This window comes from Actinoplanes derwentensis (assembly GCF_900104725.1).
Taxonomy (GTDB): domain Bacteria; phylum Actinomycetota; class Actinomycetes; order Mycobacteriales; family Micromonosporaceae; genus Actinoplanes; species Actinoplanes derwentensis.
In genome coordinates this window covers 1,572,233-1,596,974 of the sequence record NZ_LT629758.1, presented here as the reverse complement: position 1 = coordinate 1,596,974, position 24,742 = coordinate 1,572,233, and the positions used below count along the sequence as shown (strand labels likewise).

The window sequence follows — 24,742 nt, the reverse complement described above, 5'->3', positions numbered from 1 at the left end:
GGCGCCGAAGGCGTCAGCAGGCTCACCGTCGACGTCGACGCGCTCACCGGCGCGGTGATCGACACCGAGGAGCACGTCACCGAAGCGGCTCTCGATTGGCAAGGCGGCCCCTTTGTAGACGAGATCATCCTTAAAATCGTCCGGGCCAGCATGTATGACGACGCCGGAGAACGTGACGACTCCCTGTATGGCCAAGTCAAAGTTGAACCCGGCGTGAGCGCCACCATCGGCAAACGCGTCGTGCACCACAGAAGTGAATCCGTACCGCCGACCCCGCAAAGCAACGCGCGATTACTGCGGCAGGTAGGTGAGTACGGCGTGGTCCGCCGATCTTCGGCGTGCTGTTCAGAGCCGCAAAACCTCTCAATAGCACCGCGACATGCACAGACCCTGCTGTGGGTTCGACCGGCATCCACTGCCGTTGTCTGTGCCCTGGTATTCATGGCGGTCCTGTTCGCCAGGCCACCCGGAGTCGAGGCAGGTCCACACGCCGCCGCCGAGTGGCATACCGTTTCGCGGTGATCGATACCTCGACTGAGTTCTGGGACCCGCCGCCGTCCCGGCCCAGCCTGGCGCCGGCCTGGATCGGCGCGTCCCTCTCGTCCGCGACGATCCTCGCACTCGTCGCGGCGGGCGGCGTGGTCGCCCACGCATGGAACGACGAACGCTACCGTGAGACCGGCGACGCCTGTTCTCGTCTCGACATTACGGCCGTCGCCACTCGGCTCGGCGATCCCAAGCTGCGACCGCAACCGTCCCTGACGCCTGGCGCCTGCACCTACGTCGTCGAGAACGAGAACGGTATCTGGGACAGCTACGGCTCGGTGCAGATGGACTACAGCATCAACGCGGTCGGTGCGTGGCTTGCCTGGAGAAACCAGGAGACCACAGGCAACCCGCGGGAGGTACCGGATCTGGGACGGGCCGCGCGCCTCACCGTGCAGGCGAGAAACGTGGACGGCGAGGATGTGTGCTCCGCGAGCGTGGAGGTGCTCGACTCGAACTTGCTGTTCCGGACCGGCATCGGCACCGACGCCGACATACCGTCGCGTCCCTGCGACGACCTGGACGCGCTCGGCGACGCCCTGATCGAGAGCGCCCGAACGTCCCTGGCCCGCCTCGCCGAGAGCCCATGACCGCAGCTCACAGCTCACGGCTTGCCGTTCAACCTCCGTCGCTCGTCGGCGTAGCCGCGGCTCAACCCCGCTGTATCACCGAGGGCGACTACGGTGAGTGCTGTCGAACGGGCCGGCGTGCGGTGGCGCTGAGCCCGGACCGCGCGTTGTATGCGGCAGCAGAATGAAATGATCTTGCTGGAGCGCTACCGTGACGCGATGGCCAGCACCTGGGAAGAGTCGATGGCTGCCCGTGCTCACGCGCGGGCGGGCCAGCGCATCAATTGGAGGCGCCGGCCGCTCACGCCGGACCGGCCAGGACACGCCAGTCATCATTTGCATCGAAGTCCGAGCGGGACCGAATGTTCTTGCGGTGACAACTTCCAAGAGGCTGGCGAGTTCAGTCAGTCGTAGCATTTGATCTTGATGGGTCGGTGGGACAGGATGCCCGCCGTGCGCAACATGTTGACCCTGGTCGATCGTGAAGAGATCTCCCGTGGCTTGGCCGAGGGCCTGGAATTCAAGGAGATTGCCCGGCTGATCAGCCGGAACCCGTCGGTGGTCTCACGGGACGTGGCCCGCCACGGCGGCCGGGCGGAGTACCGGGCCGTGACTGCGGACCAGTCGGCGCTGACCGGTCGGTTGCGGCCGAAGGCGTACGCGGTCGACCGGTCATCACGGCTGCGGACGGTGGTCACGCAGCTGCTCAAGGGCGGCTGGTCGCCGGCGTCGATCGCGGGCCGGTTGCCGCGCGACTACCGCGACGATCAGGCTGTACGGGTGTCACACGAAGCGATCTACCAGTGGGTCTACGCCCAGCCGGTGTCCACCCTGGCTCGGGAACTGCTGAAGCTGCGCACCGGCCGGACCGCCCGCCGTTCGGGCCCCCGCCCGGCCCCGGCCCCGCGGATCCGTGAGCCCCGCTACCTCGACGAACGCCCCGCCGAGGTCGAGGACCGGCAGGTGCCCGGCCACTGGGAAGGCGACCTCGTGATCGGCAAGGCCGGCAGGTCCGCAGTCGCGACCCTGGTCGAGCGGACCTCCCGGATGCTGGTCCTGGTCCCGCTGACCGGACGCGACGCGCTGACCGTCGGCGACGCGGTGATCGCCGCCGCCGGAACGCTGCCGCCACAGATCGCCCGCTCGCTGACCTGGGACTGCGGCTCCGAGATGGCCGGACACGCCCGCATCACCGCCGCCGGACTGCCGGTCTACTTCGCCCGCCCGCACTCACCATGGCAGCGCGGCAGCAACGAGAACGCGAACCGCATCCTGCGCGAGTACTTCCCGAAAGGCGTCCCGATCACATCAGATCCGAAATACCTGGCAATGGTGGCTTCCGAAATCAATGACCGACCCCGTAAGATCCACAATTGGAAGAAGCCCTCCGAGATATTCGCCGAACTCATAGAGGCAAATGCTTCGACTGCCTGAATCTGCCGCTTGCTACGTCGACCACAGCGAAGATCCTTCATGGTGGAATGCGCAGAAATGTGCAACATGCGGGCGGACGGGTGTGCTCCTGGAGGGAAGCCCGGCACGTTGACCGCGTGTGCCGACTGGCCAAGCCAATGACCGACCGTGCGTCATCAGCGGCAGATCCGTACACCAAACAACGTTGCGGCAGCGTGTTCTGGACTTTCCGCGAAGTGATCGTTCCGGTACTGGTCAAACGGTCTGCCAGGCTCGGGCGTACGACCCCTGCAACCGGGTTGGCGCGGTACTCGGCACAGCGGTGTGCTTCTTCCTGCGCCAACGGTTACCGCCGGCTCGGTCAGGGAACCTCAGGAAGATGAGCACCTATCCTGATCCGGCCTGGCACGGCGACGTCTACCCCTCTGAAGAGGAGATCGATCCGACCGGCACCGACGGCCCGGTCGGGGCGTACGCCAGCCGGCCCGACCCCCTACCAACCTCCGCACCCGGAACGCCGCCCATCCCCGAACCGGCAGGCCGAGTCACCACCACCGCTAACTCCATTGTCAGTCGGCGCCCGGACGGATCGATTGAGGTAGTCACCGACCTCGACGGTGACGGCATCGCCGACATGGTGCAGGTCGACCTCGACGGTGACGGGGTGCCCGACCTCACCTATCTCGACACAGACCGCGACGGGAAGCTTGACACTGTGCTGCGCACCCCGAACCGCTGACAGCACGGTGCGGTGCTGGCCCATTTCCGGACCGCACACGCTGCCGCAGATCATCGCGCCTGGACCAGAGACGGCCAAGACCGGTGACGGCCTCTCCTGCCGCAACGACCTCAGCGACGACCGAGTCTTTTCTCCGCGGCATCGAGGTGCCCCTACACGGATCCCGCCACGAAAACACGATGGGCAATCCGCCACCAGCACCCAAGCACGCTCCGCGTTTTGTCTGCGGCAGATTCGGACGTTGCAGGCTGTCCCTCATGATTGACGTCATGGACGCCGGCGATCCGTACACGACCATCACCGAGCCGACATTCGTGGCCCGGTTCCTCCTCGATCCCTACACGGACACCGTGGAGTCGGTGGCCAACCGCACGGACTGCGGCACATCAGGATGTCCAAGATGACCTGACGCGGGCACATCGTAGAGGTCAATGCCGCGAGAGCGGAGCGCGATTGACAGTGGTTGATCGCGTTGAACCTTTCCGGTTGAGTTGCGGCGTGCGGTGTGAACAGGGCTGGGGTCTGGCTCATGTCGATGCCTGCCGGGCGGTCTGGTGGAGCTGGTTCATCATGGAGTCATGACGCGGAACCCGCTCCTGCCCGTGCTCGCCGGCTCCCGGGCCGTTCTGGTCGGCCGTGACGTTCCCGAGCCGGACGTCGACTATGGCTTCGGCCGCGGCTGGGAGTCGGCCGAGCTGGCGACGAAGCGGCTGAGTCAGGTCCTGGTCTCGCCGGCCCACCAGGCCTTCGAGATGACGAGCGTCGCGGAGCTGGTCGGTAATCCATCCCCGGCCGAGGTCATCGAGGCGATGCGCGGGGCCGCCGCAGCGGTGTCCGACACCCTGCTGTTCTCCTACTGCGCGACCGGCCCGATCAACGACCAGTCCGAGCTGGCGACCGTCGCGCAGATCATGCGCGACAGCGCGGCCACCCGCCTGGTGGTGCTGCTGGACTGCTCGGACTTCGCGTTGACCGTGTCGCACTTCCTCCGCATGGTCGACGCCGAACCGGACCGCGTGTCGCTGCTCGCGGGCGCGCGAAGCATGCTGTTCACCAGCGAGATCGACCCGTTGACCAGCAATCTCGCCGAGGCTCTCGCCGTCGGGGTCGACGGCGGCCCCGAAGCGCTGGACCTGGCAACGCTGCGTGACGCGGTCCGGGCCAAGCACACCGAGTTGCGGGAGGCGGTCGAAAACGAGTGGATCCCGGGAGAGAAGAGTCTGATCTGCCGCGCGGGACATCGGGTGGCGCTCGGCATCAACCCGGCGTTGCCGCCGAGCGGGGCGCAGCCACAACGCCGCGAAGTGCGGCGCAGCGTCGGACCACTCACCGATAGGAGTAACAGTGACGAGACTGCCGCCGCGGTCGTGCTCGTCGCAGCAATCCGGGCAGCGGCGCCTGCGTCATGGACGTCGGAGGCGGACCTCGCGGCGGGCGCCTTCGCGGTCAAGGAGCCGACGGCGGAGAACGAGGAAGCCACACGCTACGTGCTGATCAAAGTCGGCCAACGTCGGCTGAAGGTGAACCATCAAGGCGGCTTCACTCGGCTGCGGAGTATCCACTCCCGCATTTTTCTGGGCTACGCCGACGAACACGACCAGTACGAACTGTGCGTGCGCCAGTTGCATGTGGACGGGGTATTCCCGGCACGGGGCTTCTCCGCGACAGCGGCCGTCAACGTCCCGTTCCCGCCGGGCAATGGGGGCATCGAGATCTACCTGCGGGCACTGATAGCGATGCGGGTTCCTGGGTGGACGGCGATCACGACCAGCGACCCGGCTGAAGTTCGCTGGAGGGCACAGGACCCCGAGGACCAGGGCCGGTCCGTCAGCATCGAGAAGCAGCCGGGAGACGAGGGCGGGGCCGTGACAGTGATCGGGACGACCGCGCTCGGAGTGGAGCAGCGGATCCTGCTGCCTCCCGAGGTGAGCCGGGACATCATGCACAGTGAACGGGCCGCCGACAACGTGGTCGAGGCCTTGACCACGATGGGGATCCTGCCGGTCGAGGCGCAATGGGGCATTGCCGGTAGGCGCCAGCTAGAACGTGGCGAAAGCGTTTTGTGACGCACACAACTCGGCAGTGCGTTAATCGTGGATCGCCCACGCATCCCTCGGCAGCCAGTGGGAGAGATCGCCAAGCGCCGCGGCGGGGTAGAAGATCGGCCGCGTCAAGAGCCGGTCACCCCTCCCGTTGCACGTTGATCGTTACGCCTAGGGTCTCCGAGCCGGGCACACCAGCGCTCATATAGACGACCTTGGCCTCAGGTAGTCCCGCCTCGGCCCGGTCTATCAGCCATTGCTGCCGGTCCTCGTCTGGCAGCACATGCCACCACCCCTTGAACCTCATCACGGCAAGTATGACTGCGACAAGGGCAGATGCCCGGTCATGGCGCCTCTCGGAGGGCCCACAACGGGACGCACTCAATTCGGTAAAAGCGGATTTTTCGATCATGCGACTTGGGTGAGCAATCGGGTGAACTGCTGGACGGGGGTATCCCAGCCGAGGATCTTGCGGGGACGGTCGTTGAGTTCGGCCGCCACCGCGGTCGGGTCGTCGGCGGTGTGCGCGCTCAGGTCGCTGCTCTTGGGGAAGTACTGGCGGAGCAGGCCGTTGGTGTTTTCGTTGGAACCCCGTTGGCAACGGCTGGCCGCATCACACAAGTAGACCGGCGTGCTGGTAGCGGCGGTGAAGTCGGCATGCCGGCCCCTCTCGACGCCCTGATCCCAGGCCAGCGACTGTCGTAATTCTGCCGGAAGGGTCGAAACATGGTGATGAGCTGGTCGCGGAAATGGGCGGCGTTACGGCCTTGCGGCAGGTGAACGAGAAGGACGTAGCGGGTGCTGCGCTCGAACAAGGTGCCGATGGTGGCTCTGGGTGGATGTTCACGGCATCGACCGGGTGGCCGAGTGGTGGACCGACAACATCGGTGACCCGCGGGATCCGGCAGTCCGTGCGGGTGCTACCCGTTCAGGGTCTATGTCGGTGAAAGGTCACCACCTGGCCAGCTTCACGCGCTCGGCTTTCGTGAAGGTGCGGGCCGGCAGCCGATTGTTGCGGCATCGGTCGTCGGGCCACATCCGCGAAGTGCATCGGGAGTTGTGTGGGGCCCCGTTGGCGTGACCGAGTTCGTGGTCGATGATGGACCGCCGCGTATACCATCCCTTGCGGGAGAGTGCCCCTGAGAGACGGATCTTCGAGGTCTTCCGCCCGAAAGTCCAACTGGTCCAAGCGCCGTAGCCCTGTGTGGCATTGCTCTCGACCACCCGGATGCAGCGGTATCCGGTCCGGCATCTACCCAGACGCATGTCCGAGCCGGTGTACCTGTCGACGAACGAGATCGACGAACGCAGCGCCGAGTCGAACCGTGCACCGACATGCTCCTCGACGTAAACGACCGGGGTCCCCAACAGGCTTGGTGTGGTGGTCCAAAAGGAGTCGCCCGCCGCCGCGGCAGCAGGCGAGGCGGTCGCGGTGACCGAAGCGGTGGCCAGAACAAGTGTCACGGACGCACGGAGCAACCAGGAAGAGTGCGTATTCACGAGGGCAGGCGGCCTTCCAGATCGAAACAGGCCACGCCACTACCCCACCATTGATCAACTTAATCCCGCCAGCACAGCACGTCGGCATGCCGCGCGTAGACGTGCAGGTCGATGAAGCGACGCCAGGGTGAACGCGCCGACGAGCCCACCGGATGGATATGAAGTGGCCGTCGGGTCCCAGCCGTTTGAGGGGCCGGAGGACGCGACCGTGCCGGCGGAACTCGTAGCGGACCTCGGGGTCAGGCTTCCCTACCGCGCCAGCCAGCCTGACGAGAACTCGTGAGGTTCTCCGAAGGCGTCAGCCTCGGGTACTACCGCCGTCCTGACGATGAGCAGGAGGACCGAGAAGCCAGCCCTCATGCGAGACGAAGCTGCTCCTGAATACCGGCGGCGCGTTCGCGGTCGGCGTGGGCCGCGGTCGGGTGGCCCGCGCTGGCGTGAGTATCGGCGCGGCGGGTGAGGGTTGCCGCGAGGCCGGGAAGATCCCCGGCCTGCTCGAAGCTCTCGATCGCCCGGTCGTACAAGCCGGTCGCCTCGTCGAGATCACCGAGCCGATGATGGGCGAGGCCGAGAGTGTCCAACGACGACGCCTGTTCCTGCGGAGTGCCGACGCGCTGCTGCAACGCGAGCGCTTCGCTGCAGACGACCACGGCTTGCCGGTAGCGTCGGGCCTGAACGTGGAGCCATCCCGTGGCGCTGAGCACATTGGCCTGCCAGACCGCGTCGCCGGCCTTGCGGAACTCGTCGAGCGCCCTGGTCAGGTGAGCCTGAGCGCCGTCGGTGTCGCCCAGTTCGATGGCCACCTCGACGAGCGCGTAGTACGCGTGGCCGCGGGCTGCCGCACCGGTGTCGAAGGCGAGGGCCCGGCTCAGCAGGTCCGCTGCAGCATAGGGGTCACCGAGTCGCAGCTGGGCTCGTGCCTGGAGCCGTAGGCTTCTCGCCTGGGCGTCGTCGTTGTGGAGCCGGTGGCCCGCCTCGGTGGCCTCGACGGCGAGGAGGTGCAGGTCGGTCCAGTGGCCGCGACGGTCCAGGTAGGTGGCCAACGACCAGGTGAGCTGCCAAGCGTGCGTGTCGAAGCGGTGGGCGGCGGCGTACCGGACGGCGGCGGTGAGGTTCTCGTGTTCGGCGGTGAACCAGGCGGCGCCGTGCGGACCGTCCGAGAGTGCGCCGATCGAGACGCCGGGTTGTGCCGGCGCGAGCGTAGTGGCGGTACGGCTCGGGAACTGCAGGTCGGCAGCCCGGTGGGCGGTATGCAGGTAGTGGTCGAGGAGCCGGTGGATCGCGGTTCTGCTCTCCACGGGCTCGCTGCGTTCACCCGCGAGTTCTCCGGCGAACGCGCGCAACAGGTCATGGCAGGTGAAGCGGCCCAGCCGGTGTTCTTCGACAAGCCCGGCGGCGGCCAGTTCGGTGAGCAGTGGCTGAATCCGGGTTGCGGTGTCTCCGCTGAGGCTGGCGGCAGCGGCGACGGACACCTCCGCGCCCGGATGCAGTCCGAGGAGCCGGAACAGCCGGGCCGCCGGCGGGCTGACCGCCTGGTAGGACCAGGACAGAACGGCCCGGACGTCAGTGGTCGGATCATCGGTGGCGAACGCGTCCAGGGTGCCGTCGGCTTCCCGTAGAGCGGTGGCCAGCTCGGCCAGTGGGGTGGCCGGTGCGATTGCTGCCCGCGCGCAGACCAGGGCGAGCGCCAGTGGCAGGCCGGCGCAGCGGTCGATGATCTGATGGACGGGCGCGGGTTCGGCAGTCAGGCCCTGTCTGTCAGGGTGAGTTGAGGCCAGCGGTTCATAGCAAGTCCGTCGGACAGGGCGAGTTCAGGATCGAGATTCGTTGAGTAGTGCTGTTGATGTTGTGACGGCCCAGGATGGGGTCATGGGTCGCAAGAAGGGTCCGCGTGCTGACGGGCCGCGGGCGCGCCGGTCGTTCACGCCGGGGCAGAAGCTGGAATTGCTGGCCGGCTACGAGCAGGCCGTCGCGGCCGGTCAGGGCGGGGCGTTTCTGCGGCGCGAGGGTTTGTACTCGTCGTTGATGTCGGAGTGGCGCCGGTCCCGGGACGCGGGGTTGTTGCAGGGCAAACCGGCTGGTGAGACGGTCGGGCGGCCCAGCATCGAGCAGGCCGAGATCGCACGGCTGCGGCGGGAACTGCAGCTGGCGCAGGCGAAGCTGGCGCGGACGGAGACGGCGCTGACGATCATGGGAAAAGCGCAAGAGCTCTTGGAGGACATCTCCAGGAGCGAGCCGGACGGTCCGGACGTGTTCGGGCTCGGCAGGCGCTGATGGACGCCTTCCAGGCGTTGACGGGTGCGGGGACGACGACTCGGGTCGCGGCGGTGATGACCGGGATCGCCCGGTCCAGCGCCGATCGCGACCGCCGTCGGCCGAGCCCGTTACGTTCGCCGCAGCCGGTGCCGGCGAACGCGTTGACCCCGGCCGAACGCGACCGGGTCCTGGCCGTGCTGGACGGTCCGGAGTTCGTCGATGCGGCACCGGCGCAGATCTACGACGCCCTGCTCGATCAGGGTATTTATGTCGGCTCGATCGCGACGATGTATCGGATCCTGCGTGAGCACCGGCAGGTCCGTGAGCGCCGCCGGCTGGCCCGGCATCCGGCCCGCACCCGGCCGGAGCTGGTCGCTGACGCGCCGCGGCAGGTGTTCAGCTGGGACATCACGAAACTTGCCGGCCCGGTGAAAGGTTCCTACTTCGACGCCTACGTGATGATCGACATCTACTCCCGATACATCGTCGGCGCCCGTGTCCATGCCCGGGAGTCAGGGCCCCTCGCGGAGAACATGATGCGTGAGATCTTCGATGTTCCCGGCGTTCCGCACGTGGTCCACGCCGATCGGGGCACGTCGATGACCTCGAAATCGGTCGCTGACCTGCTCGAAGATCTGACCGTGACCCGGTCACACTCCCGGCCGAAGGTGTCCAACGACAATCCGTACAGCGAGGCCTGGTTCAAGACGTTGAAGTACACGCCGGTCTTCCCGGACAGGTTCGCGTCCCTCGCCCAGGCCCGGACGTTCATGACCGATTTCGTGACCTGGTACAACAACTGCCACCGGCATTCCGGGATCGGCCTGCACACCCCCGCCGAGGTCCACCACGGCCGCCACCACACGGTCCGCGCCGACCGCGAGAACACCCTCGCCGCGGCCCGCGCAGCGCATCCGGAGCGGTTCAGCACCGACCGGGTCCTGCCGAAGATCCTCGACCTGCCCGGACAGGTCTGGATCAACAAACCCGAGCCGGAACCTCAAGCCGCATAACTCTCGCTGGCCTCAAATCCTTGACACGTTCCGAGGCGCCGCAACCCGAGACGTTCTGCCTTGACCTCTCCCCGCCCTAAAGGACCCCGTTGGGGAACGGCCAAAACGGGCGTGTACCACGAGCGGTGTTTTTGGCGTTCTCGTTAGTAGGTCTCGGCTCCTGGCCATCGGTCACTGAAGGTGATGGCGAAGGCATCGATGGCAGGTTTCCACCGCATCGTCCATCGTGTACGGCCGGCTCCGGTCGGGTCCAGGCTGCGTGTGACCAGGTACAAACACTTCAACGCAGCCTGCTCGGTCGGGAAATGCCCGCGGGCGCGGACCGCCCGCCGATATCGGGCGTTCAACGACTCGATGGCATTCGTCGAACAGATCACTTTCCTGATCTCGACATCGTAATCCAGGAACGGGATAAACTCGTTCCAGGCGTTGCGCCACAGCCGGATCATGGCCCGATATTTCTTCCCCCATTTCTCGTCGAGATCGTCCAGTGCCGCGAGTGCGGCTTCGGCGTTCGGGGCGGTGCAAATCGGCTTGATGTCACGTTTTATCGTGTCGGCGTCGGCGCGGGACGTCAGCCGGAAGGTATTACGGATCAGGTGAATGATGCAGGTCTGGACCACGGCCAGGGGCCACACGTTCGTCACGACTTCGGGTAGGCCTTTCAACCCGTCACAGACCACAAAGAACGCGTCCCGCACGCCACGGTTCTTCAGATCGACCAACACGCTCATCCAGAACTTCGCCCCCTCTCCGCCGACGCCGGCCCACAGGCCCAGTACGTCCTTGCAGCCGTCCAGGGTGACGCCGATGGCCGCGTAGATCGGCCGGTTCGCGACCTGGCCATCCCGAACCTTGACCACGACGGCGTCGATGAAAACGGCGGCGTAGACCGCGTCCAACGGCCGGGCCGACCACTGCGCCTGCTCATCGAGGACCTTGTCGGTGATACGCGATACCGTCTCCTTGGAAACGGATGCACCATAGATCTCCGCGAAATGCGCCGAGATCTCGCCAGTAGTCAAACCCTTCGCATAAAGCGACAATATCACCTGGTCCACTTCAGAAAGACGACGTTGGCGCTTTTGGACGATCTTCGGTTCGAATGTCCCCTCCCGATCCCGGGGAACATCAATGACTACTTCACCGACGGCATCAGAGACGACAACCTTCGAGCGACTGCCGTTCCGCACGTTCACCGACGGCCGGCCCACCTCGGCACGATTCTTCTCGTGACCGAGATGTTCGGTCATCTCCTCATTCAATGCCGTCTCCAAGACATTCTTGGTGAACAGCTTCAATAACCCGTTCGGGCCGGTCAGCTCCAGCCCGCGAGCCTTCGCGTCAGCCATCATCGCCGCGACGGCGACCTGCTCCGGAGACAGCGTCCGGTCCGTTCCGGTGACCTTCTTCGGCGCGCTCGTGATCCCTGATGCCATTACTCACAGTGCCCATCCCGCCGACCCTCAAGTCCGGCGAATCAGGCCAAAAACACCTTTTGGGTTACAGTCCCGCCAAAACGGTATGTAACGACCTTCAGCCAGCGAGGTCGAGGTCGAGTTGGGTGAGGTGGCTGGTTCTGGTTCGGCCGAGTGGTGTTCCGGTGAGCCAGGCGTCGATGCGGACGATGTTGGCTGCGGTAGCGGCGAGGAGGTGACCGAGGTGGGTCTTGTCCGCACCGGTGTATCGGGTGCTCCGGATTCCGGTGTGCCGGACGACCTGGGAGATCGTGGCCTCGACTCCGGCGCGGATGTGGTAGCGCTGCTGCCACGCCTCGGTGACCTGTTCACCACGTCTGGCCTCCAAGACTTCCTGCTGAGCTGCGGGAAGCAGGGTGAGGCTGCGACCCCATTTACTGTTGACGCTGGCAGTGGTGCACTCGGCCCGGACCGGGCAACCCGTGCAGTCACCGGCGGCGAAGTGCACTCGTGCCAGTTCGGTGCCGCTGCTCTTGCGCTGGGCCGACCAGCTGATACTGGTCTTGCCCTGCGGGCAGGTCACGGCCTTGGACTGCCAGTCGATGCGGAAGGCGCTCTGCGGGAAACGTTCGCCCTGGTGGGTATCCAGTCCTACCGGACCGAGCAGATCGATACCGTGTTCGTCGCGAGCGGTCACGATGTGCGCGGCGGTGACGTAACCGGCGTCGACCACATGTTCGCCCGGCACTCGTTGCCGGCAGGCCATGTTCTGATGGATGGTCCCGGTTGTCTCGGTGTCGGTGACTGTGGCATCGGTGGTCAGCACACCAGTGATGATCCGCGGCAGGTCCGCCTCGCAGGTCTCGCTGAAATGCACCTTGTAACCGGACCAGCCCAGACCCCGTTTGAGGCCGTAGCGGGCGTCGATGTCGTACGGCGAGGCCAGCCGGTTTCTACTGGGCGGGAGGTCTTTGCCCTCCCGCCAGTGCACCTCCTCACCAGCACGCTGGTACTGCTGCTCCCACACCTGGCCGAGGACCTGGACCGCCGGGATCTCCCGCAACCATGCCGGCGCACCGGGTGCAGCGACCGCGTCCAGGATCAGATAGCCGTCCCGCCCTACCTGCTCAGCCCACCGCATGCGCACGTCGTCGCCCTTGGGGAAGCGGTACGAGTCGATCCGGGCACCGTATCGCCCGGCCCAGTCGGCATCGATGCGTGGGGCGAGCCACTGTGGAGCGGTCTTGGCCAGGACTTCGAGGGCCGCCCGCAGGGTTTCCCCGACGAACTCCATCCGGTTCAACGTGCGCACCGCTGCCAGCACATGGGTGGAGTCGGTGCGTTGCCGGCCACCGGCGCGCAGCAGTCCCAGCCGCGAGCAGTGGTCCAGGATCACCTCCAGGACCTTCTCCTCCAGCCCATGTTTGATCAGCCGGGCCCGGAAATCGCCAAGGATCGTGTAGTCGAAACCGGGATCATCGAGTTCCAGACCGAGCAGGTACTTCCAGTCCATCCTGGCCCGGACCTGGTCAGCGGCCTGCCTGTCGCTGAGCCCTTCCGCGTACTGCAGCACCGACACCAGCGCCAACACCCCCGGCGAGGCCGCCGGACGGCCCACCGCCGGGAACGCCAGTGCGAACGCCGAATCGCCAAAGACCGGCCCGAGCGCGTCTCGGATCCGCACCGCGAGAGTGCCCTTCGGGAACGACGCCCGCACCACCCGCGCGGTCAACTCCGGCACCCCACGGTCATCCCACGCTTCCAGCGACACCCTGAACCCTTTCCACCCGGCAAACCCGACAATCATGCCAACAAGCGGATTCAGATGGTTTGGCCGTTCCCCAACGGGGTCCTAAAGGACGGGGATTCCGGCGGTCGCCCGCCGGGTTCCTGCTTCACAGCCTGCCGCCCCGAACGGAGATTCCCCCGTTGAGGTCTTACGCCGGCTCCACAGGCAGACACCGCCAGCCCGGCGGCCAAAATGTTGCGTGCCGCGTTCACGTCACGGTCGTGGGTCGTGCCGCACCGGCACGTCCATTCCCGTACGTTCAGCGGCATCTTGTCAGCGATGGCTCCGCACGCCGAGCAGACCTTGGACGACGGGTACCAGCGGTCGATCACGACCAGGTCCCGGCCGTACCACTCGGCCTTGTAGGTCAGCAGGGAGCGGAAGTCATGCCAGGCCGCGTCGCTGATGGCGCGGGCCAGGCTGTGGTTCTTGACCATGTTGCGTACGGCCAGGTCCTCGATCACGATCGTTTGGTTCTCACGAACGAGCCGAGTAGTCAGTTTGTGCAGGATGTCGCGTCGCCGGTCGGTGATGCGGGCGTGGACGCGGGCAACCTTGAGCCGGGCCTCGGCCCGGTTCTTGGAGCCCTTGTCCTTGCGGGCCAGTTCTCGCTGCGCGCGGGCCAGCCGCTTGCGGTCGGTGCGTTCGTGGCGGGGGTTGGCGACCTTCTCCCCGGTGGACAGGGTGACCAGATGGGTCAACCCGGCGTCGATCCCGACCGCTGCCGTGGTGGCAGGCATCGGGGCCGGGATGTCCTCGCAGAGCAGGGACACGAACCAGCGGCCCGCCGAGTCCCGCGACACCGTCACCGTGGACGGTGTCTGCCCCTCGGGCAGCGGCCTGGACCAGACGATGTCCAGCGGAGCGGACATCTTCGCCAGGGTCAGCTTGCCGTCCTTGAAGCGGAACGCGGACGGGGTGAACTCGGCCGACGCCCGCGACTTGCGCTTGGACTTGAAGCGCGGGTAGCGGGTCCGTTTCTCCCAGAACGCGGAGAACGCGCCTTGCAGGTGCCGCAGGCACTGCTGCAAGGGCACGGAGGACACCTCGTTGAGGAAGGCCAGTTCCTCGGACTTCTTCCACGCGGTCAGCATGGCGCTGGTGGCGTTGTAGTTGACTCGCTCCTGGCGCTGGTACCAGCCCTCGGTGCGGGCCTGCAACGCCAGGTTGTAGACCTTGCGCACGCACCCGAACGTCCGGTTCAGCAGGTCGGCCTGCTCCGGGTCCGGGTAGAAGCGGAACTTGAACGCCCGCTTCACGCTTGAGGTCACGCTCACAAGTTAGCACAATAGTTTGGAAACGATCTTGCGGGCTTGTCGCGGGTGGTAGACGCCTATCCGCCTTGACGGCGGATCGGCTATCCCCGACCTGCTCCGCAGGGGTTCCGTTTCCTCTCCGGCCTGAAGGCCGGAGTATCCACAGAAGGAAATCTGATGACGGCGTAGGAATGGGTGTCGTCGAGGGCGCCGAGCACGAGAGGACGTGCGCCTTCGGCGACGACCAGTCCGGTCAACGGGTTGCGGCTGGTCACCACGACCTGGCAGGAGGCCGCCCCGGGCAGCAGGGGCCGGACGTGTGCGGCGTCGCGGGCGTTGTCGAGCACGAGCAGGACCCGGGATCCGGCCAGCCGGGAACGGTAGAAGGCGCAGCGCTCCTCCGGATCGGAGGGGATGTCGCGGGCCGGTGTGCCGAGAGCGCTGAGGAAACGGCGCACGGCGTCGTCGGCCGTGATGATGCCGTCGGGGTCGAAGCCGCGGAGGTTCACGTAGAGCTGGCCGCCGGGGAACCGATTGCGGGCCAGGTGCGCCCAGCGCACGGCGAGGGTGGTCTTTCCCATGCTTGCGATACCGCAACGCGGAGGAGACGCGGGGCAGACGTGCACCGAGACGCCGTCCCAGCGCAGGGCCGATCGCGGTCCGGGTAGTCAATCGGTGTCGTGGTCGGCGCCGCCGAGGCGGAGCATGGCGCGGTAGAGCTGTGCGGAGGTCAGGGGCGGTTCGGGCAGCGGGTGGGCGCGCTCGGCGCGGAAGCCGTCGAGCATGAGGTACAGGTGGCGGCGCCAGGCGTTCGGGGCGATCTCGTCGGTCGCCTCGATGATCCGGCTGTGGGACCAGATGACGAAGGCGAGATCCTCGGGCACCAGGTCGGGTCGCAGGCGGCCCTGCTCTCGCGCCCGTTCGACGATGCGCACGCCGAGCTCATGGATCCGGGTCTGCTGGCCGGCCAGGCAGGCGTTCTCCGGCAGCCGGATCGAGGCGAAGTCGTTGAAGCCCCGGTCGCGGGACTGCAGTTCGCACATGGTTTCCAGGAACAGGCACAGCCCGTCCCAGGCGTCGTCCATGCTCAGGGCCTGCTCGGCGGCGGCGACCCAGGTCGCGAGTTTGTCGGCGAAGACCTCCTGCACCAGGTCCAGCCGGGCGGGGAAGTGGTTGTAGAGCGTGCCGATGGCCACCCCGGCACGCTTGGCGACCTGCTCCAGCGACGCCTGCATCCCCTGCTCGGCGAACACAGCCCGAGCCGCGGCGAGCAGCGAGTCGCGGTTGCGCTGGGCGTCGCGACGCAGCGGCCGGGCGGGAGCGGAGGCGGGGGTCGCGGCCGGTGCGCGTTCAGGGGACATGCACCACAGCCTATCAACTTGAGGTGGGCCTCGACTTCCGTGCTACGGTGGCTTTACAACATGAGGCAGTCCTCATGTTGCGATGTTGTGCCGCTGTTCGGCGCGCGGACCAGGCTCGGGAGACTTTGATGAAACTGACCATCGTCGGGGCCAGCGGCCGCACCGGCACGCACCTGGTCGAGCAGGCGCTCGCCGCCGGGCACGACGTGGTGGCGTTGATGCGCAATCCGGCGAAGCTCGCTCTGCGCCACGAACGGCTGGAGGTCGCGCAGGGCGAACTGACCGACAAGGCGGCCGTCATCGACGCCGTTCGGGGCGCCGACGCCGTCCTCGCCGCGCTGAGCCCCAAGATGTTCGGCGGGCCGCGGGATCTGCCCCTCGCCTCGGGAACGGGCGCCATCCTGGCCGCGATGCGCACCCACGGCGTCCGCAGGCTTGTCTACAGCTGGGGGCCGAGCATCTTGGTGCCCCGCAACCCCCTGCTGCGCGCGGTACGCAGCGTGAGCTTCGCCCTGCTCGGGCGGCTGCCCGCCACCCGCTCCATGGTCAACGAGACGGTTCAGGTGGGCGAGGCCATTCGCGGCTCGGATCGGGACTGGACCATCGTGGTCGTCACCGCCCCCCACGACCAGCCCGGCACGGGAACGGTCAAGGTGAGCACCGGGAGCGGAACCGGGGACCGGGTCGGCTCGCGCATCTCCCGGGCCGACCTCGCGCAGTTCATGCTCGCTCAGGCCGACGACCACCGATACACGCGGCAGGAGCTGCGGATCAGCCACTGACCGGCCCCGCAAACTGCCGCGCAGTTGTACGCGGCGCCCCGCCTGCACCTCTTGCGCCTCACGAATTCCCAGCGGCACTCGGCCCGGCCGAACCCGCTGTTCACCACCCTGTCCACAACGCTGTTGTCATCGAGGGAGAAGTCATGCCGATCATCGCCATCATGGGTGCCGGTCCCGGAATGGGGCTCGCCATCGCCCAGACCTTCGGCAAGGAGGGCCACCAGGTTGCGCTGCTGTCGCGTACCCCGGCCAAGCTGGAGGCGGTTGTGGCCGCACTGGCCGACCAGGGCATCGAAGCGGCGGCCTTCGCCGCCGACGTCCTCGACCGGCCATCGATCGTCTCCGGCCTCGCAGCGGTCAAACAGCGATTCGGGCAGATCGACGTCCTCGAGTACTCGCCGTCCAACCCGACGCTGCCGATGGCCTCCTCCACCGAGCTGACCCACGACAACGTGCAGATCCAGCTCGACTTCTATGTGCATGGCGCCGTGGAGGCGGTCAACCAGGTGCTCCCGGAGATGCTCGCCCGAGGATCAGGCACGATCCTGTTCACCACCGGCGCCTCCTCCGTACGCCCGGAGCTCGGTCACGACATGTTCGGCAACGTCGCCCCGGCCGCAGCGTGGCTACGCAGCTGGGCCCACGGTCTGCACGCCGCCGCCGCACCCCGAGGAGTACAGGTCGGCCACATCGCGATCGGCGCGTGGATCGGCCGCCAGCCGGGCGCCACCGCACCCGAAGAGATCGCACCGCTGTACTGGGACCTGCACACCCACCACGACCAGGCCGAGAAGGTCTTTTTCCCCAGTGACCAACCCACGTCCTGAGCACACGCCGTTGAGCCGGACGCCCCTCGACGGGGATGCGGCGCGCCAGCCGCATGATGCGGCCAGCCATTACCGATGGTCGGCGGCTGCCGCCGTGGGTCACCTGTTTTACAGGTCGATGTTCGCGAAAGTGTGTCAGATTCCCGGGTTCGGCTTCCCGATGCCGGCAATACCGGAGATCGCGATGACCGCCGGAGCTGCGGGGTTCGCGTCGCCGGAGCGGCTGATGCCCTCCAGCGCGGCAAGCTCGGCATCACGTCCGGCGAAGCCGCGAGCACTGAGAGGTAGCTGAGCGGGCGGTCGGGTAAGGCCCGGGCCGTCCTGATCGGGCACCGGCCGGGATGCCTCGGCCGGGGGCGGGCCGATCTGTCCGTCGAGATCGTCGGAACGCAGTATCGACGCGTAGAGAGCCGTCAGTTGTGGGCTGGGATCGGTGCCGTACTCGGTGACGAGGCGTTGCTGGTGCAGACGGCACCGTTCCAGTGCCTCGGTGGGACGCCCGGCTGCCACCAGCGCCCGCACCAGCGCCAGGATCAACGGCTCCACCAGGGGATTGGTGCCAGTCAGGATGGCCAGCGGAGCCAGCACCGTCGCGGCGTTGCCGACGGCCAGTTCCGCCTCGGCCCACTCCGCTTGGGCCGCCAGCAGTTCCCCGTTCAGATGCTCCCGGGTACGGGTCGCCCACGCGCCGCTCGCCCCGGTGAGCGGGTCGCCGCGATGCAACGCGACAGCCTGCCGCAGGACGATGGCCCGCTTCTCCCGGGGGCAGGCCTGCTCTCGTGCCTCGTCGACGAGGTCGCGGAACCGGAACAGGTCCACCTGGTCGGGCCGGGCCGTCAACCGATAGCCACCCGGTTGGTTGACCACGGTCACCGGTGAATCCCGGAAGGACTCGTGCAGCACCCGGCGGATCCTAGTGATGTAGGTGCTGAGAGTCTTCACCGCCTGGCCGGGCGGCTCGTCGCCCCAGACCCGGTCGACCAGGGTCGTCGTCGGCACCACCCGGTCCGTGTCCACCGCCAGGGCCGCCAGCACTGCCAGCCGGCGTGGCTCGCCTATCTGGACCGATCCGGTACGGGTACCGATCTCCACCGGCCCGAGTAATCGCACCTCCTCCAACTCGCGACCTCCCCGCAGAGCGCCCGATGGACCGTCCGGTCACGACCGTAGCAATCTCCGCCAAGGACGTCGGGCCATGTGCGGCGCGGGCCCCGGGTCGATCGACATCGGCTTCGACAGCCGTGCGACCCACCCGAGGCCCGCGCCCGGTCCCGTACCGTGCTGGCAGGGTTTAGTAGATCTTCTTCCACTTGCTGCAGGTCCAGATGTGGAGCCCGCCGCCCTTGCATTCCTTGACATGCAGGTGTGCCGCCCGTGTCGAGGTCAGGTCAACCTTGACGCTCTTGCCGACACCCTTCTTGTTCGTGATGCTGTGGGCGCAGCACTCGCCGCTGAAACGCACCGTGAGGCGGACCTGCTTGTTGTCGCCCCCCGTGTCTTTCAGGGTGCCGTAGATGTGTACACGGCTCCCGCTCTTGCTGTATTGGCCTTTGGCCTCCACCCCACTCACACCCGAGCTGCTCCACTTGGGCCGGGCGGCTTGGGCGGCGCTCGGCATCGCTCCCAACAGAATGGTGGCCACGGCCGTAGAGATTGCCAGTGCTCGTTTCATGTGATTCCCAGCCCTCGATTCTCGCGGGACGGTCCCCGTTGACGATCGGTGGGCCGACACGTCCGGTACATGTCGCCGGCGTCGGCCCGCATTGCGAGTCGCAGCGTCGCATCACGCCCTGACGAATCGACTGTGGATTTGCTGAGGCGCAGCTCAGGCACTGCCCCATTGCGCCTCGACCGGCAGGATCCCCATCGTGGTCAAGGCCTTGAGCACGTTGTCGGCGGCCCGTTCACTGTGCATGATGTCCCGGCTCACCTCGGGAGGCAGCAGGATCCGCTGCTCCACTCCGAGCGCGGTCGTCCCGATCACTGTCACGGCCCCGCCCTCGTCTCCCGGCTGCTTCTCGATGCTGACGGACCGGCCCTGGTCCTCGGGGTCCTGTGCCCTCCAGCGAACTTCAGCCGGGTCGCTGGTCGTGATCGCCGTCCACCCAGGAACCTGCATCGCTATCAGTGCCCGCAGGTAGATCTCGATGCCCCCATTGCCCGGCGGGAACGGGACGTTGACGGCCGCTGTCGCGGAGAAGCCCCGTGCCGGGAATACCCCGTCCACATGCAACTGGCGCAGGAACAGCGCGAGCTGGTAGACGTCGTCAACGTGAATACGGGTATGGGTGGACCGCGGAGAGTTGTCGCCGTGATGGATCGCCCTCAGCCAACCGGAGCCGGCTCGGAACAACACGTAGCGCTTCGGTACCTCGTTCTCCGCCGTCAGCTCTTGGACACTGACGGTGCCGGGCGCGGCGCCCACCTTCGACGTCCATAAGGCCGGCGCCGCCGCCAGGATTGCTCTGATGAGCAGGCTCACGGCATTCCTGACATCAGGGTTCTCACGGATGTTCCTTTTCCCGAGTGGTACGACGCTGCGGGACACTTCGCGGCGCGGCTCCGCCCCGTCCGGCGGCAACGCCGGGTTGATGCCGAGCGCCACCCGCTCTCCCCCACGGCAGATCAGACTCTTCTCACCCAGGATCCACTCGTTGTCGACCGTCTCCCGCAACGCGATGTACTTGGCCCAGATCGCGTCACGCAGGGATACCAGGTCCAGCGCCTCAGGGCCGCCTTCAACCCCGATCGCGATAGCCTCGGCGAGATTGCTGGTCAACGGGTCGATCTCGGTGTCGAACAGCATGCTTCGCTCGCCCGCGAGCAGCGACACGCGGTTCGGGGCGGCGTCGACCAAGCGGAGGAAATGCGACACGCTGAAAGGGAAGTCCGAGCAGTCCAGCAGCACCACCAAGCGGGTGGCCGCGCTCTTCTGCATGATCCGCGCGACGGTCGCCAGCTGGGACTGGTTGCTGATCGGGCCGGTCGCGGAGAAGGAGAACAGCAGGGTGTCGGACGCCTCTGCGGCGGCCTGGCGCATCGCCTCCATCACCTCGACCGGGGATGGATTACCGACCAGCTCCGTGACGCCCGTCATCTCGAAGGCCTGGTGGGCCGGCGAGACCAGGACCTGACTCAGCCGCGTCGTCGCCAGCTCGGCCGACTCCCAGCCGCGGCCGGAGCCGTAGTCGACGTCCGGCTCGGGTACGTCACGGCCGACCAGAACGGCCCGGGAGCCGGCAAGCACGGGCAGGAGCGGGTTCCGCGTCATGACTCCATGATGAACCAGCTCTACCAGACCGCCCGGCAGGCATCGACTGCATCGGTACAAGCGTTGTCGGCCGGCCGGCGGTGGACACCCATCCACCTCTCGACCTCGCCGGCGAGCCAGATTTTGCCCTGTGACAGGTCAGCGACCGGTTTCGGGAAGTCGGGCCGGGTGGTGATCATGTAGGCACGCTGGCGGCTCACTCCGCCGAGCCGGATCCGGATCTCATGGGCACCCATGAGATTGAAATGCTCTCTCGTCACACCGGCGACTCTAGTGACGAGACCAGTCTCCCTCCACTCGCCGACTCGACCGCAGATCCGCCGAATCCGAAGTAGTCCCCCGGGCGGCTGAATCCGCCCCGCAGTCAGTCAACCCGGGCCCGTCTCGTTCCCGCCATCTCGGCTCGCCGTGATGCGTTCGACGCTTCCGCCGATCACGCCACTACCATCCGGGTGCGGGTCCAAGAGGCGTCGTTGATCGAGTCGCCGACGGATTGAATGCTCTCCATTCGCCGTGCCTGAGACCCGGAGCTGCTCCACCTCGGCACTACGATGTCCTGCATGTGGTGGGAGACCGAAGCGATCGAGGCGGCCTGACCTCATGAGTCCCGGTGGTACCGACGTGAGCCTGCTGGAGTTGGCGGTGGGTTTCCTCGTTGCGGTCGTGGCCATCGCGGTGATCACGATGGCGCTGCGCCGTCGTAACGACAGCCGGGACCTGCTGGACGGCCAAGTACGTGAGATGCAGGCGCGGGTCGACGCCGCGGACCCCAGCCTGCTGGACGCGGCCAACCGGATCGCTGACACCCGCGTGCGCGAGACCGCATCCGGTGCCGCCGGCCCCGTCGAAGACACCGGCGTGAGATATCCGGATGCCACTGCTGCGCCCGACGAATTGCCGGCGGCACCCGGCGGGGACAGCGATGCGATGGCTGACGCGTACACCTGGCTTCGGATCGTGGGGCTCGTGGAATCCGGACAGCGCGCGCAGGCAGTCGAACTGCTCAGCACCACGATGGCGATCTCAGCAGACGAGGCGGAGATGCTCGTCGACGGCCTGCTCGACGCCGGCCGCGAACGCCGGCCGGACTGACCTGCCGAGTCAGCGCTCCGGAGGGGACTGGCCGGCGGCCGGGGCGCAGTCCCTGGCGATCCGGGCGAGGCGGGTGGCCGTGTCCGGGCTGATCCGGTGACCGCTGGACGTGAGGACCTTGTCGAGTTCACGCTCGGTGACGATGGCGCAGGTGGTGGTCACGCCGTGGGTGCTCAGGGTGCCCGCGCCGGTGAAGGCCAGCACCGGGACGACCGGCACCGGGATCCCGGCCGCTGAGGACAGGGCCGTGGCGGCACGGCTAGCGGCCCGTTTGGCTTCGGCGACGTACCCCAATCGCTTGCCGTTGATCTGCACCACGTCGCCGACGATCAGGACCCGGAAGAGCATCTGATCGGCGACGGTGACCGCATACACTCCGCCGGGCCCGACGGCCAGGAAACCGGCGCGGGCGCCCAGCGGATCGGACTCGTCATGCCGGCGCGACAGGCCGGTCTCCGACCAGTCCACGATGTGCCAGCTCTCGCCGAGGCTGTCGAGCCGGGCGAACGCCCGCGCACCGGCGACCTCCAGCCGGCGGTCGACGAGATCGGCCCGGCGCCGTCGTACCCATTCCGCAGGGGACAGTCTGGAAGACATCCGCCCACCGTAGCTCCCCCGGCCACAGCCCGCGGACCCGCTCCGAGCCCGGCCCCGGAACGGGCGCGGTCAGCGCACCGGGTGGATTCCCTGGAACGTCGTGTCGGCGTACAACTCGAGCGTGTAGCGGAAGCAGGCGGTCGCGCTGCCGGCGAGGTCGCCGCGCTCGCCGACGAAATTCGGCTGACGTTCCGGCACCGTGACGTCGAACCGCACGTCGCCGATCGGTCGGGACAGGGCTGGATCGTCGTACGCGGTCGGTCAGTGGTGGGGGTTGCCGGCGGTCAGCCGGATCGTGAAGCCGTCAGCGTGCCGGTGCAGGGCGACGTGGTTGCAGGACTGGTGGGCGATCCACAGTCCGAGCCCGCCGTTCGTGCCGTCACCGGCGGGCAGCAGGCCCGCGAACGGGTCGTCGGGCCCGGCGCCGGCGTCGGTGATCGTCGCGACGAGACGATCGGTACCGCTCCACAGCCGCAGCTGGACCGGGCCGCTGCCGTGCCGCTGGGCATTGGCCACCGTCTCACTGACCGCCACTACCAGGTCCTCCACTTCCATGGACGCGACGTGGCCGCGGTCGGCTGCGTGGACTGCCTGGCGGGCTTCGGACAGGGTCGGGTTCAGCAACTCGACGGTGGGCTCGCTCGCCTGCAGGGGGTCCGGGACCAGGGGACGCTGTTCACTCAGGTAGAGGTGCGGGTCGGTGAAACCGGCGTTGGGCAGGTATTGCCCGTCCGGCATGGCCGTACGGGGATGGGTGCGCATGACGTCGGCCAGCGCGGCACGCGGGGTCGAGCGTGTGTCGTAGGCGCAGATGCTCCACAACGGGAAGTCGTCGTAGGCCTGGTTGATGGCGGATTCGTAACGGGCCCACCAGTCCCAGGTCACACCCTGCGTGACCGTGGTCAGTTCACCGAAGATGCGGATCTGCGACGCGCCGGCGGCCACATGACCGGCCAGAATCTTGCGGTACGCCCGGATGGCCGCGGCCGGCCGCTCGTACACCGCACCACCCGGCAGAAACGTGACTTCGGCACCCGCCGGCAGCGCGGCCCGTACCAGCTCCGCATTGCGATCGTCGAGGACCACCACGCTGGGTTCGCAGCTCACGACGCCGTCCGTCAGGAAGGGCACGGCCAGGCCGAGCAGTTCCTCGTCCGACCCGAAACAACCGGCCGTGTGGTAATAACCGGCGTGCCCGGCGGCGGCTCCTGTCCTCATTGCACCATCTCCACGCGCACGTTCGGTAGTTCAAGCAGCTCGGCAAGGCGAACCGCGGAGCTCAGGCCGGTACGGACCACGGCGGTGATCTGCCGCGTTCGCGCGTAACGCTGCACGGCGAGCAGAGACCCGTGGTCGATGAAACGCAGGCCACGGGCGTCCACCGTCACCTCGCCGCCGGCCGGATCCAGATCGGTACGCCACAACGCGTCGCTGAAAAGGTCCTCGGTGGCCATGTCCAGCTCGCCGTCGAGCACCGTCTCCGCTCGGGTCAGGCCGGCGTACAGCTGAAACGTCAACTCGCTGGCGTGACTCGTCTCGTGCAGGCACGCCAGCGAGTCGACCACCCGGGCGCCGAGTTCGCGCCGGTCGTAGGTGCACAGCGCGCGCATCGGCGCGACGCGCATGTAGCGACCGATGGTGTACTCGTAGCGGGCGAACGCGTCGCGCTGCTCGGGGGTCCGCACCAGTGCCGTGACATCGGCGACCACTCGGAAGCCGGTGAAGCCGTCCGCGAGAGCGGCCTGCGTCACGGCCGCGTACGTTGCGATCTGCTCGGCCGGGTCGACGACCAACCCGGCGGTGTACGCGTCCTGCCGGACGATGATCCGAGCCGAGTCCGGACGCGCCGACTGGCTGGCACTGCGCAGCCAGTCGGCGACGGTGCGGGACCGGGGGCCGGGCACGTACCAAACCCGTTCACCAGCGGCGAGCCCGGCACGCAGGAACTCCGTGGCGTACTCGTCCAGGGTTTGGTGATCGTCATATGACCAGCACTCGTGAGACGGAGTCGCGGTGGTCATGCCGCGAGAGTAGCCGCCACCGACCATCGCTGGCGATGCAGCCTGGCCACGATCAGATGGTTGCCTGGTTCGCGGTGGCCGGCATGATCCGGCTTGGCACCGCGAGGCCGGGCCGGATGCCCGGTCAGCGGGCCGACGCGTGTTCGAGCCGGGCCTTGGACATCGACGAACGGCCGTCGATGTCGCGCTTCTTGGCCTCTGTCGTACCGCTGCTCTTCGTCCGGTGAAACTCCCGGGGCGGAAGCAGTGA

At 67.3% G+C, this 24,742-nt stretch carries 24 protein-coding genes and 2 pseudogenes; 10 read left to right on the top strand and 16 right to left on the bottom strand.

Features of this window, described 5'->3' with window-relative positions; translation table 11 throughout:
- The first annotated feature begins 54 nt into the window (after positions 1–54).
- From BLU81_RS50300 to BLU81_RS07145, 5 genes are all read left to right on the top strand, one after another.
- Positions 55–522, top strand: coding sequence for a hypothetical protein (locus BLU81_RS50300; protein WP_231954256.1), 468 nt, complete (start codon positions 55–57; stop codon positions 520–522).
- On the top strand, positions 519–1,136 hold the full coding sequence (locus BLU81_RS07160; RefSeq protein ID WP_092542740.1) for a hypothetical protein: 618 nt from the start codon (positions 519–521) through the stop codon (positions 1,134–1,136). Before BLU81_RS50300 ends, BLU81_RS07160 begins: the two co-directional genes overlap by 4 nt.
- 441 nt (positions 1,137–1,577) lie before the next feature.
- Positions 1,578–2,549 (top strand): IS30 family transposase, encoded by a 972-nt coding sequence (locus tag BLU81_RS07155; protein ID WP_231954743.1) that lies wholly within the window; start codon positions 1,578–1,580, stop codon positions 2,547–2,549.
- Between the two features lie 358 nt (positions 2,550–2,907).
- Complete coding sequence (locus BLU81_RS07150; RefSeq protein ID WP_092542736.1) at positions 2,908–3,267, top strand: hypothetical protein; 360 nt, start codon at positions 2,908–2,910, stop codon at positions 3,265–3,267.
- 578 nt (positions 3,268–3,845) lie between these two features.
- A complete protein-coding gene (locus BLU81_RS07145) occupies positions 3,846–5,333 on the top strand; it encodes a hypothetical protein (RefSeq protein ID WP_157751366.1) in 1,488 nt (495 codons plus the stop codon).
- A 384-nt stretch (positions 5,334–5,717) separates the two neighbouring features.
- Here the strand turns inward: BLU81_RS07145 and BLU81_RS07140 are convergent.
- From BLU81_RS07140 to BLU81_RS07130, 3 genes and pseudogenes are all read right to left on the bottom strand, one after another.
- A pseudogene (locus BLU81_RS07140) lies at positions 5,718–6,139 on the bottom strand (IS30 family transposase); the annotation flags it as partial.
- A 121-nt stretch (positions 6,140–6,260) separates the two neighbouring features.
- Complete coding sequence (locus BLU81_RS07135) at positions 6,261–6,773, bottom strand: hypothetical protein (RefSeq protein WP_157751365.1); 513 nt, start codon at positions 6,771–6,773, stop codon at positions 6,261–6,263.
- A gap of 392 nt (positions 6,774–7,165) precedes the next feature.
- Positions 7,166–8,281: a tetratricopeptide repeat protein gene (locus BLU81_RS07130; RefSeq protein WP_157751364.1), complete on the bottom strand. Its 1,116-nt coding sequence runs from the start codon at positions 8,279–8,281 to the stop codon at positions 7,166–7,168.
- Between the two features lie 397 nt (positions 8,282–8,678).
- On the opposite strand from BLU81_RS07130, the pseudogene BLU81_RS07125 reads away from it, so the two are divergent.
- Positions 8,679–10,078 (top strand): annotated as a pseudogene (locus BLU81_RS07125) (IS3 family transposase).
- Positions 10,079–10,221: 143 nt separating this feature from the next.
- On the opposite strand, the gene BLU81_RS07120 reads toward BLU81_RS07125, so the two are convergent.
- The 5 genes from BLU81_RS07120 to BLU81_RS07100 form a co-directional block, all read right to left on the bottom strand.
- Positions 10,222–11,433, bottom strand: a complete 1,212-nt coding sequence (locus BLU81_RS07120; RefSeq protein WP_172890777.1) for an IS256 family transposase — start codon at positions 11,431–11,433, stop codon at positions 10,222–10,224.
- Between the two features lie 181 nt (positions 11,434–11,614).
- A complete protein-coding gene (locus BLU81_RS07115) occupies positions 11,615–13,267 on the bottom strand; it encodes an IS1182 family transposase (protein WP_092540493.1) in 1,653 nt (550 codons plus the stop codon).
- Positions 13,268–13,317: 50 nt separating this feature from the next.
- Positions 13,318–14,556 carry an RNA-guided endonuclease InsQ/TnpB family protein gene (locus BLU81_RS07110; RefSeq protein WP_157751363.1) on the bottom strand — a complete coding sequence of 413 codons (1,239 nt, stop codon included), beginning with the start codon at positions 14,554–14,556 and terminating at the stop codon, positions 13,318–13,320.
- Between the two features lie 86 nt (positions 14,557–14,642).
- On the bottom strand, positions 14,643–15,122 hold the full coding sequence (locus tag BLU81_RS07105) for a hypothetical protein (protein WP_092542728.1): 480 nt from the start codon (positions 15,120–15,122) through the stop codon (positions 14,643–14,645).
- Between the two features lie 87 nt (positions 15,123–15,209).
- Positions 15,210–15,902 carry a TetR/AcrR family transcriptional regulator gene (locus tag BLU81_RS07100; RefSeq protein WP_092542726.1) on the bottom strand — a complete coding sequence of 231 codons (693 nt, stop codon included), beginning with the start codon at positions 15,900–15,902 and terminating at the stop codon, positions 15,210–15,212.
- A gap of 128 nt (positions 15,903–16,030) precedes the next feature.
- Here BLU81_RS07100 and BLU81_RS07095 point away from each other — a divergent pair, with 128 nt between their 5' ends.
- Complete coding sequence (locus BLU81_RS07095) at positions 16,031–16,684, top strand: NAD(P)-dependent oxidoreductase (protein ID WP_157751362.1); 654 nt, start codon at positions 16,031–16,033, stop codon at positions 16,682–16,684.
- 143 nt (positions 16,685–16,827) lie between these two features.
- Positions 16,828–17,511 carry an SDR family NAD(P)-dependent oxidoreductase gene (locus tag BLU81_RS07090; RefSeq protein WP_092542722.1) on the top strand — a complete coding sequence of 228 codons (684 nt, stop codon included), beginning with the start codon at positions 16,828–16,830 and terminating at the stop codon, positions 17,509–17,511.
- A gap of 135 nt (positions 17,512–17,646) precedes the next feature.
- Here the strand turns inward: BLU81_RS07090 and BLU81_RS07085 are convergent, their stop codons facing one another.
- From BLU81_RS07085 to BLU81_RS07070, 4 genes are all read right to left on the bottom strand, one after another.
- Complete coding sequence (locus BLU81_RS07085; protein WP_157751361.1) at positions 17,647–18,603, bottom strand: AfsR/SARP family transcriptional regulator; 957 nt, start codon at positions 18,601–18,603, stop codon at positions 17,647–17,649.
- Between the two features lie 199 nt (positions 18,604–18,802).
- Complete coding sequence (locus BLU81_RS07080) at positions 18,803–19,153, bottom strand: hypothetical protein (protein ID WP_092542718.1); 351 nt, start codon at positions 19,151–19,153, stop codon at positions 18,803–18,805.
- Between the two features lie 183 nt (positions 19,154–19,336).
- Positions 19,337–20,782 carry a hypothetical protein gene (locus BLU81_RS07075; RefSeq protein WP_092542716.1) on the bottom strand — a complete coding sequence of 482 codons (1,446 nt, stop codon included), beginning with the start codon at positions 20,780–20,782 and terminating at the stop codon, positions 19,337–19,339.
- 20 nt (positions 20,783–20,802) lie between these two features.
- Positions 20,803–21,018: a DNA-binding protein gene (locus BLU81_RS07070; protein ID WP_092542714.1), complete on the bottom strand. Its 216-nt coding sequence runs from the start codon at positions 21,016–21,018 to the stop codon at positions 20,803–20,805.
- A 385-nt stretch (positions 21,019–21,403) separates the two neighbouring features.
- Between BLU81_RS07070 and BLU81_RS07065 the strand changes: the two genes are divergently transcribed.
- Positions 21,404–21,874 (top strand): hypothetical protein, encoded by a 471-nt coding sequence (locus BLU81_RS07065; RefSeq protein WP_157751360.1) that lies wholly within the window; start codon positions 21,404–21,406, stop codon positions 21,872–21,874.
- Positions 21,875–21,883: 9 nt separating this feature from the next.
- On the opposite strand, the gene BLU81_RS07060 is transcribed toward BLU81_RS07065, so the two are convergent.
- The 4 genes from BLU81_RS07060 to BLU81_RS07050 form a co-directional block, all read right to left on the bottom strand.
- Positions 21,884–22,471 carry a hypothetical protein gene (locus BLU81_RS07060; RefSeq protein WP_092542710.1) on the bottom strand — a complete coding sequence of 196 codons (588 nt, stop codon included), beginning with the start codon at positions 22,469–22,471 and terminating at the stop codon, positions 21,884–21,886.
- Positions 22,472–22,540: 69 nt separating this feature from the next.
- Positions 22,541–22,687 carry a hypothetical protein gene (locus tag BLU81_RS47660; RefSeq protein WP_157751359.1) on the bottom strand — a complete coding sequence of 49 codons (147 nt, stop codon included), beginning with the start codon at positions 22,685–22,687 and terminating at the stop codon, positions 22,541–22,543.
- Between the two features lie 45 nt (positions 22,688–22,732).
- Complete coding sequence (locus BLU81_RS07055; protein ID WP_092542708.1) at positions 22,733–23,689, bottom strand: sensor histidine kinase; 957 nt, start codon at positions 23,687–23,689, stop codon at positions 22,733–22,735.
- A complete protein-coding gene (locus BLU81_RS07050; protein WP_172890506.1) occupies positions 23,686–24,492 on the bottom strand; it encodes an MEDS domain-containing protein in 807 nt (268 codons plus the stop codon). Before BLU81_RS07050 ends, BLU81_RS07055 begins: the two co-directional genes overlap by 4 nt.
- 83 nt (positions 24,493–24,575) lie before the next feature.
- Here BLU81_RS07050 and BLU81_RS07045 point away from each other — a divergent pair, with 83 nt between their 5' ends.
- A complete protein-coding gene (locus tag BLU81_RS07045; RefSeq protein ID WP_157751358.1) occupies positions 24,576–24,719 on the top strand; it encodes a hypothetical protein in 144 nt (47 codons plus the stop codon).
- The last annotated feature ends 23 nt before the right edge of the window (positions 24,720–24,742 follow it).

Coding starts and splice junctions, on each gene's coding strand:
- BLU81_RS07045 (WP_157751358.1), top strand. CDS start 24,576: ATGATCCGGCTTGGCACCGCGAGGCCGGGCCGGATGCCCGGTCAGCGG.
- BLU81_RS07150 (WP_092542736.1), top strand. CDS start 2,908: ATGAGCACCTATCCTGATCCGGCCTGGCACGGCGACGTCTACCCCTCT.
- BLU81_RS07070 (WP_092542714.1), bottom strand. CDS start 21,018: ATGGGTGCCCATGAGATCCGGATCCGGCTCGGCGGAGTGAGCCGCCAG.
- BLU81_RS07075 (WP_092542716.1), bottom strand. CDS start 20,782: ATGACGCGGAACCCGCTCCTGCCCGTGCTTGCCGGCTCCCGGGCCGTT.
- BLU81_RS07055 (WP_092542708.1), bottom strand. CDS start 23,689: ATGAGGACAGGAGCCGCCGCCGGGCACGCCGGTTATTACCACACGGCC.
- BLU81_RS07120 (WP_172890777.1), bottom strand. CDS start 11,433: ATGATGGCTGACGCGAAGGCTCGCGGGCTGGAGCTGACCGGCCCGAAC.
- BLU81_RS07145 (WP_157751366.1), top strand. CDS start 3,846: ATGACGCGGAACCCGCTCCTGCCCGTGCTCGCCGGCTCCCGGGCCGTT.
- BLU81_RS07095 (WP_157751362.1), top strand. CDS start 16,031: ATGAAACTGACCATCGTCGGGGCCAGCGGCCGCACCGGCACGCACCTG.
- BLU81_RS07090 (WP_092542722.1), top strand. CDS start 16,828: ATGCCGATCATCGCCATCATGGGTGCCGGTCCCGGAATGGGGCTCGCC.
- BLU81_RS07100 (WP_092542726.1), bottom strand. CDS start 15,902: ATGTCCCCTGAACGCGCACCGGCCGCGACCCCCGCCTCCGCTCCCGCC.
- BLU81_RS07105 (WP_092542728.1), bottom strand. CDS start 15,122: ATGGGAAAGACCACCCTCGCCGTGCGCTGGGCGCACCTGGCCCGCAAT.
- BLU81_RS07050 (WP_172890506.1), bottom strand. CDS start 24,492: ATGACCACCGCGACTCCGTCTCACGAGTGCTGGTCATATGACGATCAC.
- BLU81_RS07155 (WP_231954743.1), top strand. CDS start 1,578: ATGTTGACCCTGGTCGATCGTGAAGAGATCTCCCGTGGCTTGGCCGAG.
- BLU81_RS07060 (WP_092542710.1), bottom strand. CDS start 22,471: ATGTCTTCCAGACTGTCCCCTGCGGAATGGGTACGACGGCGCCGGGCC.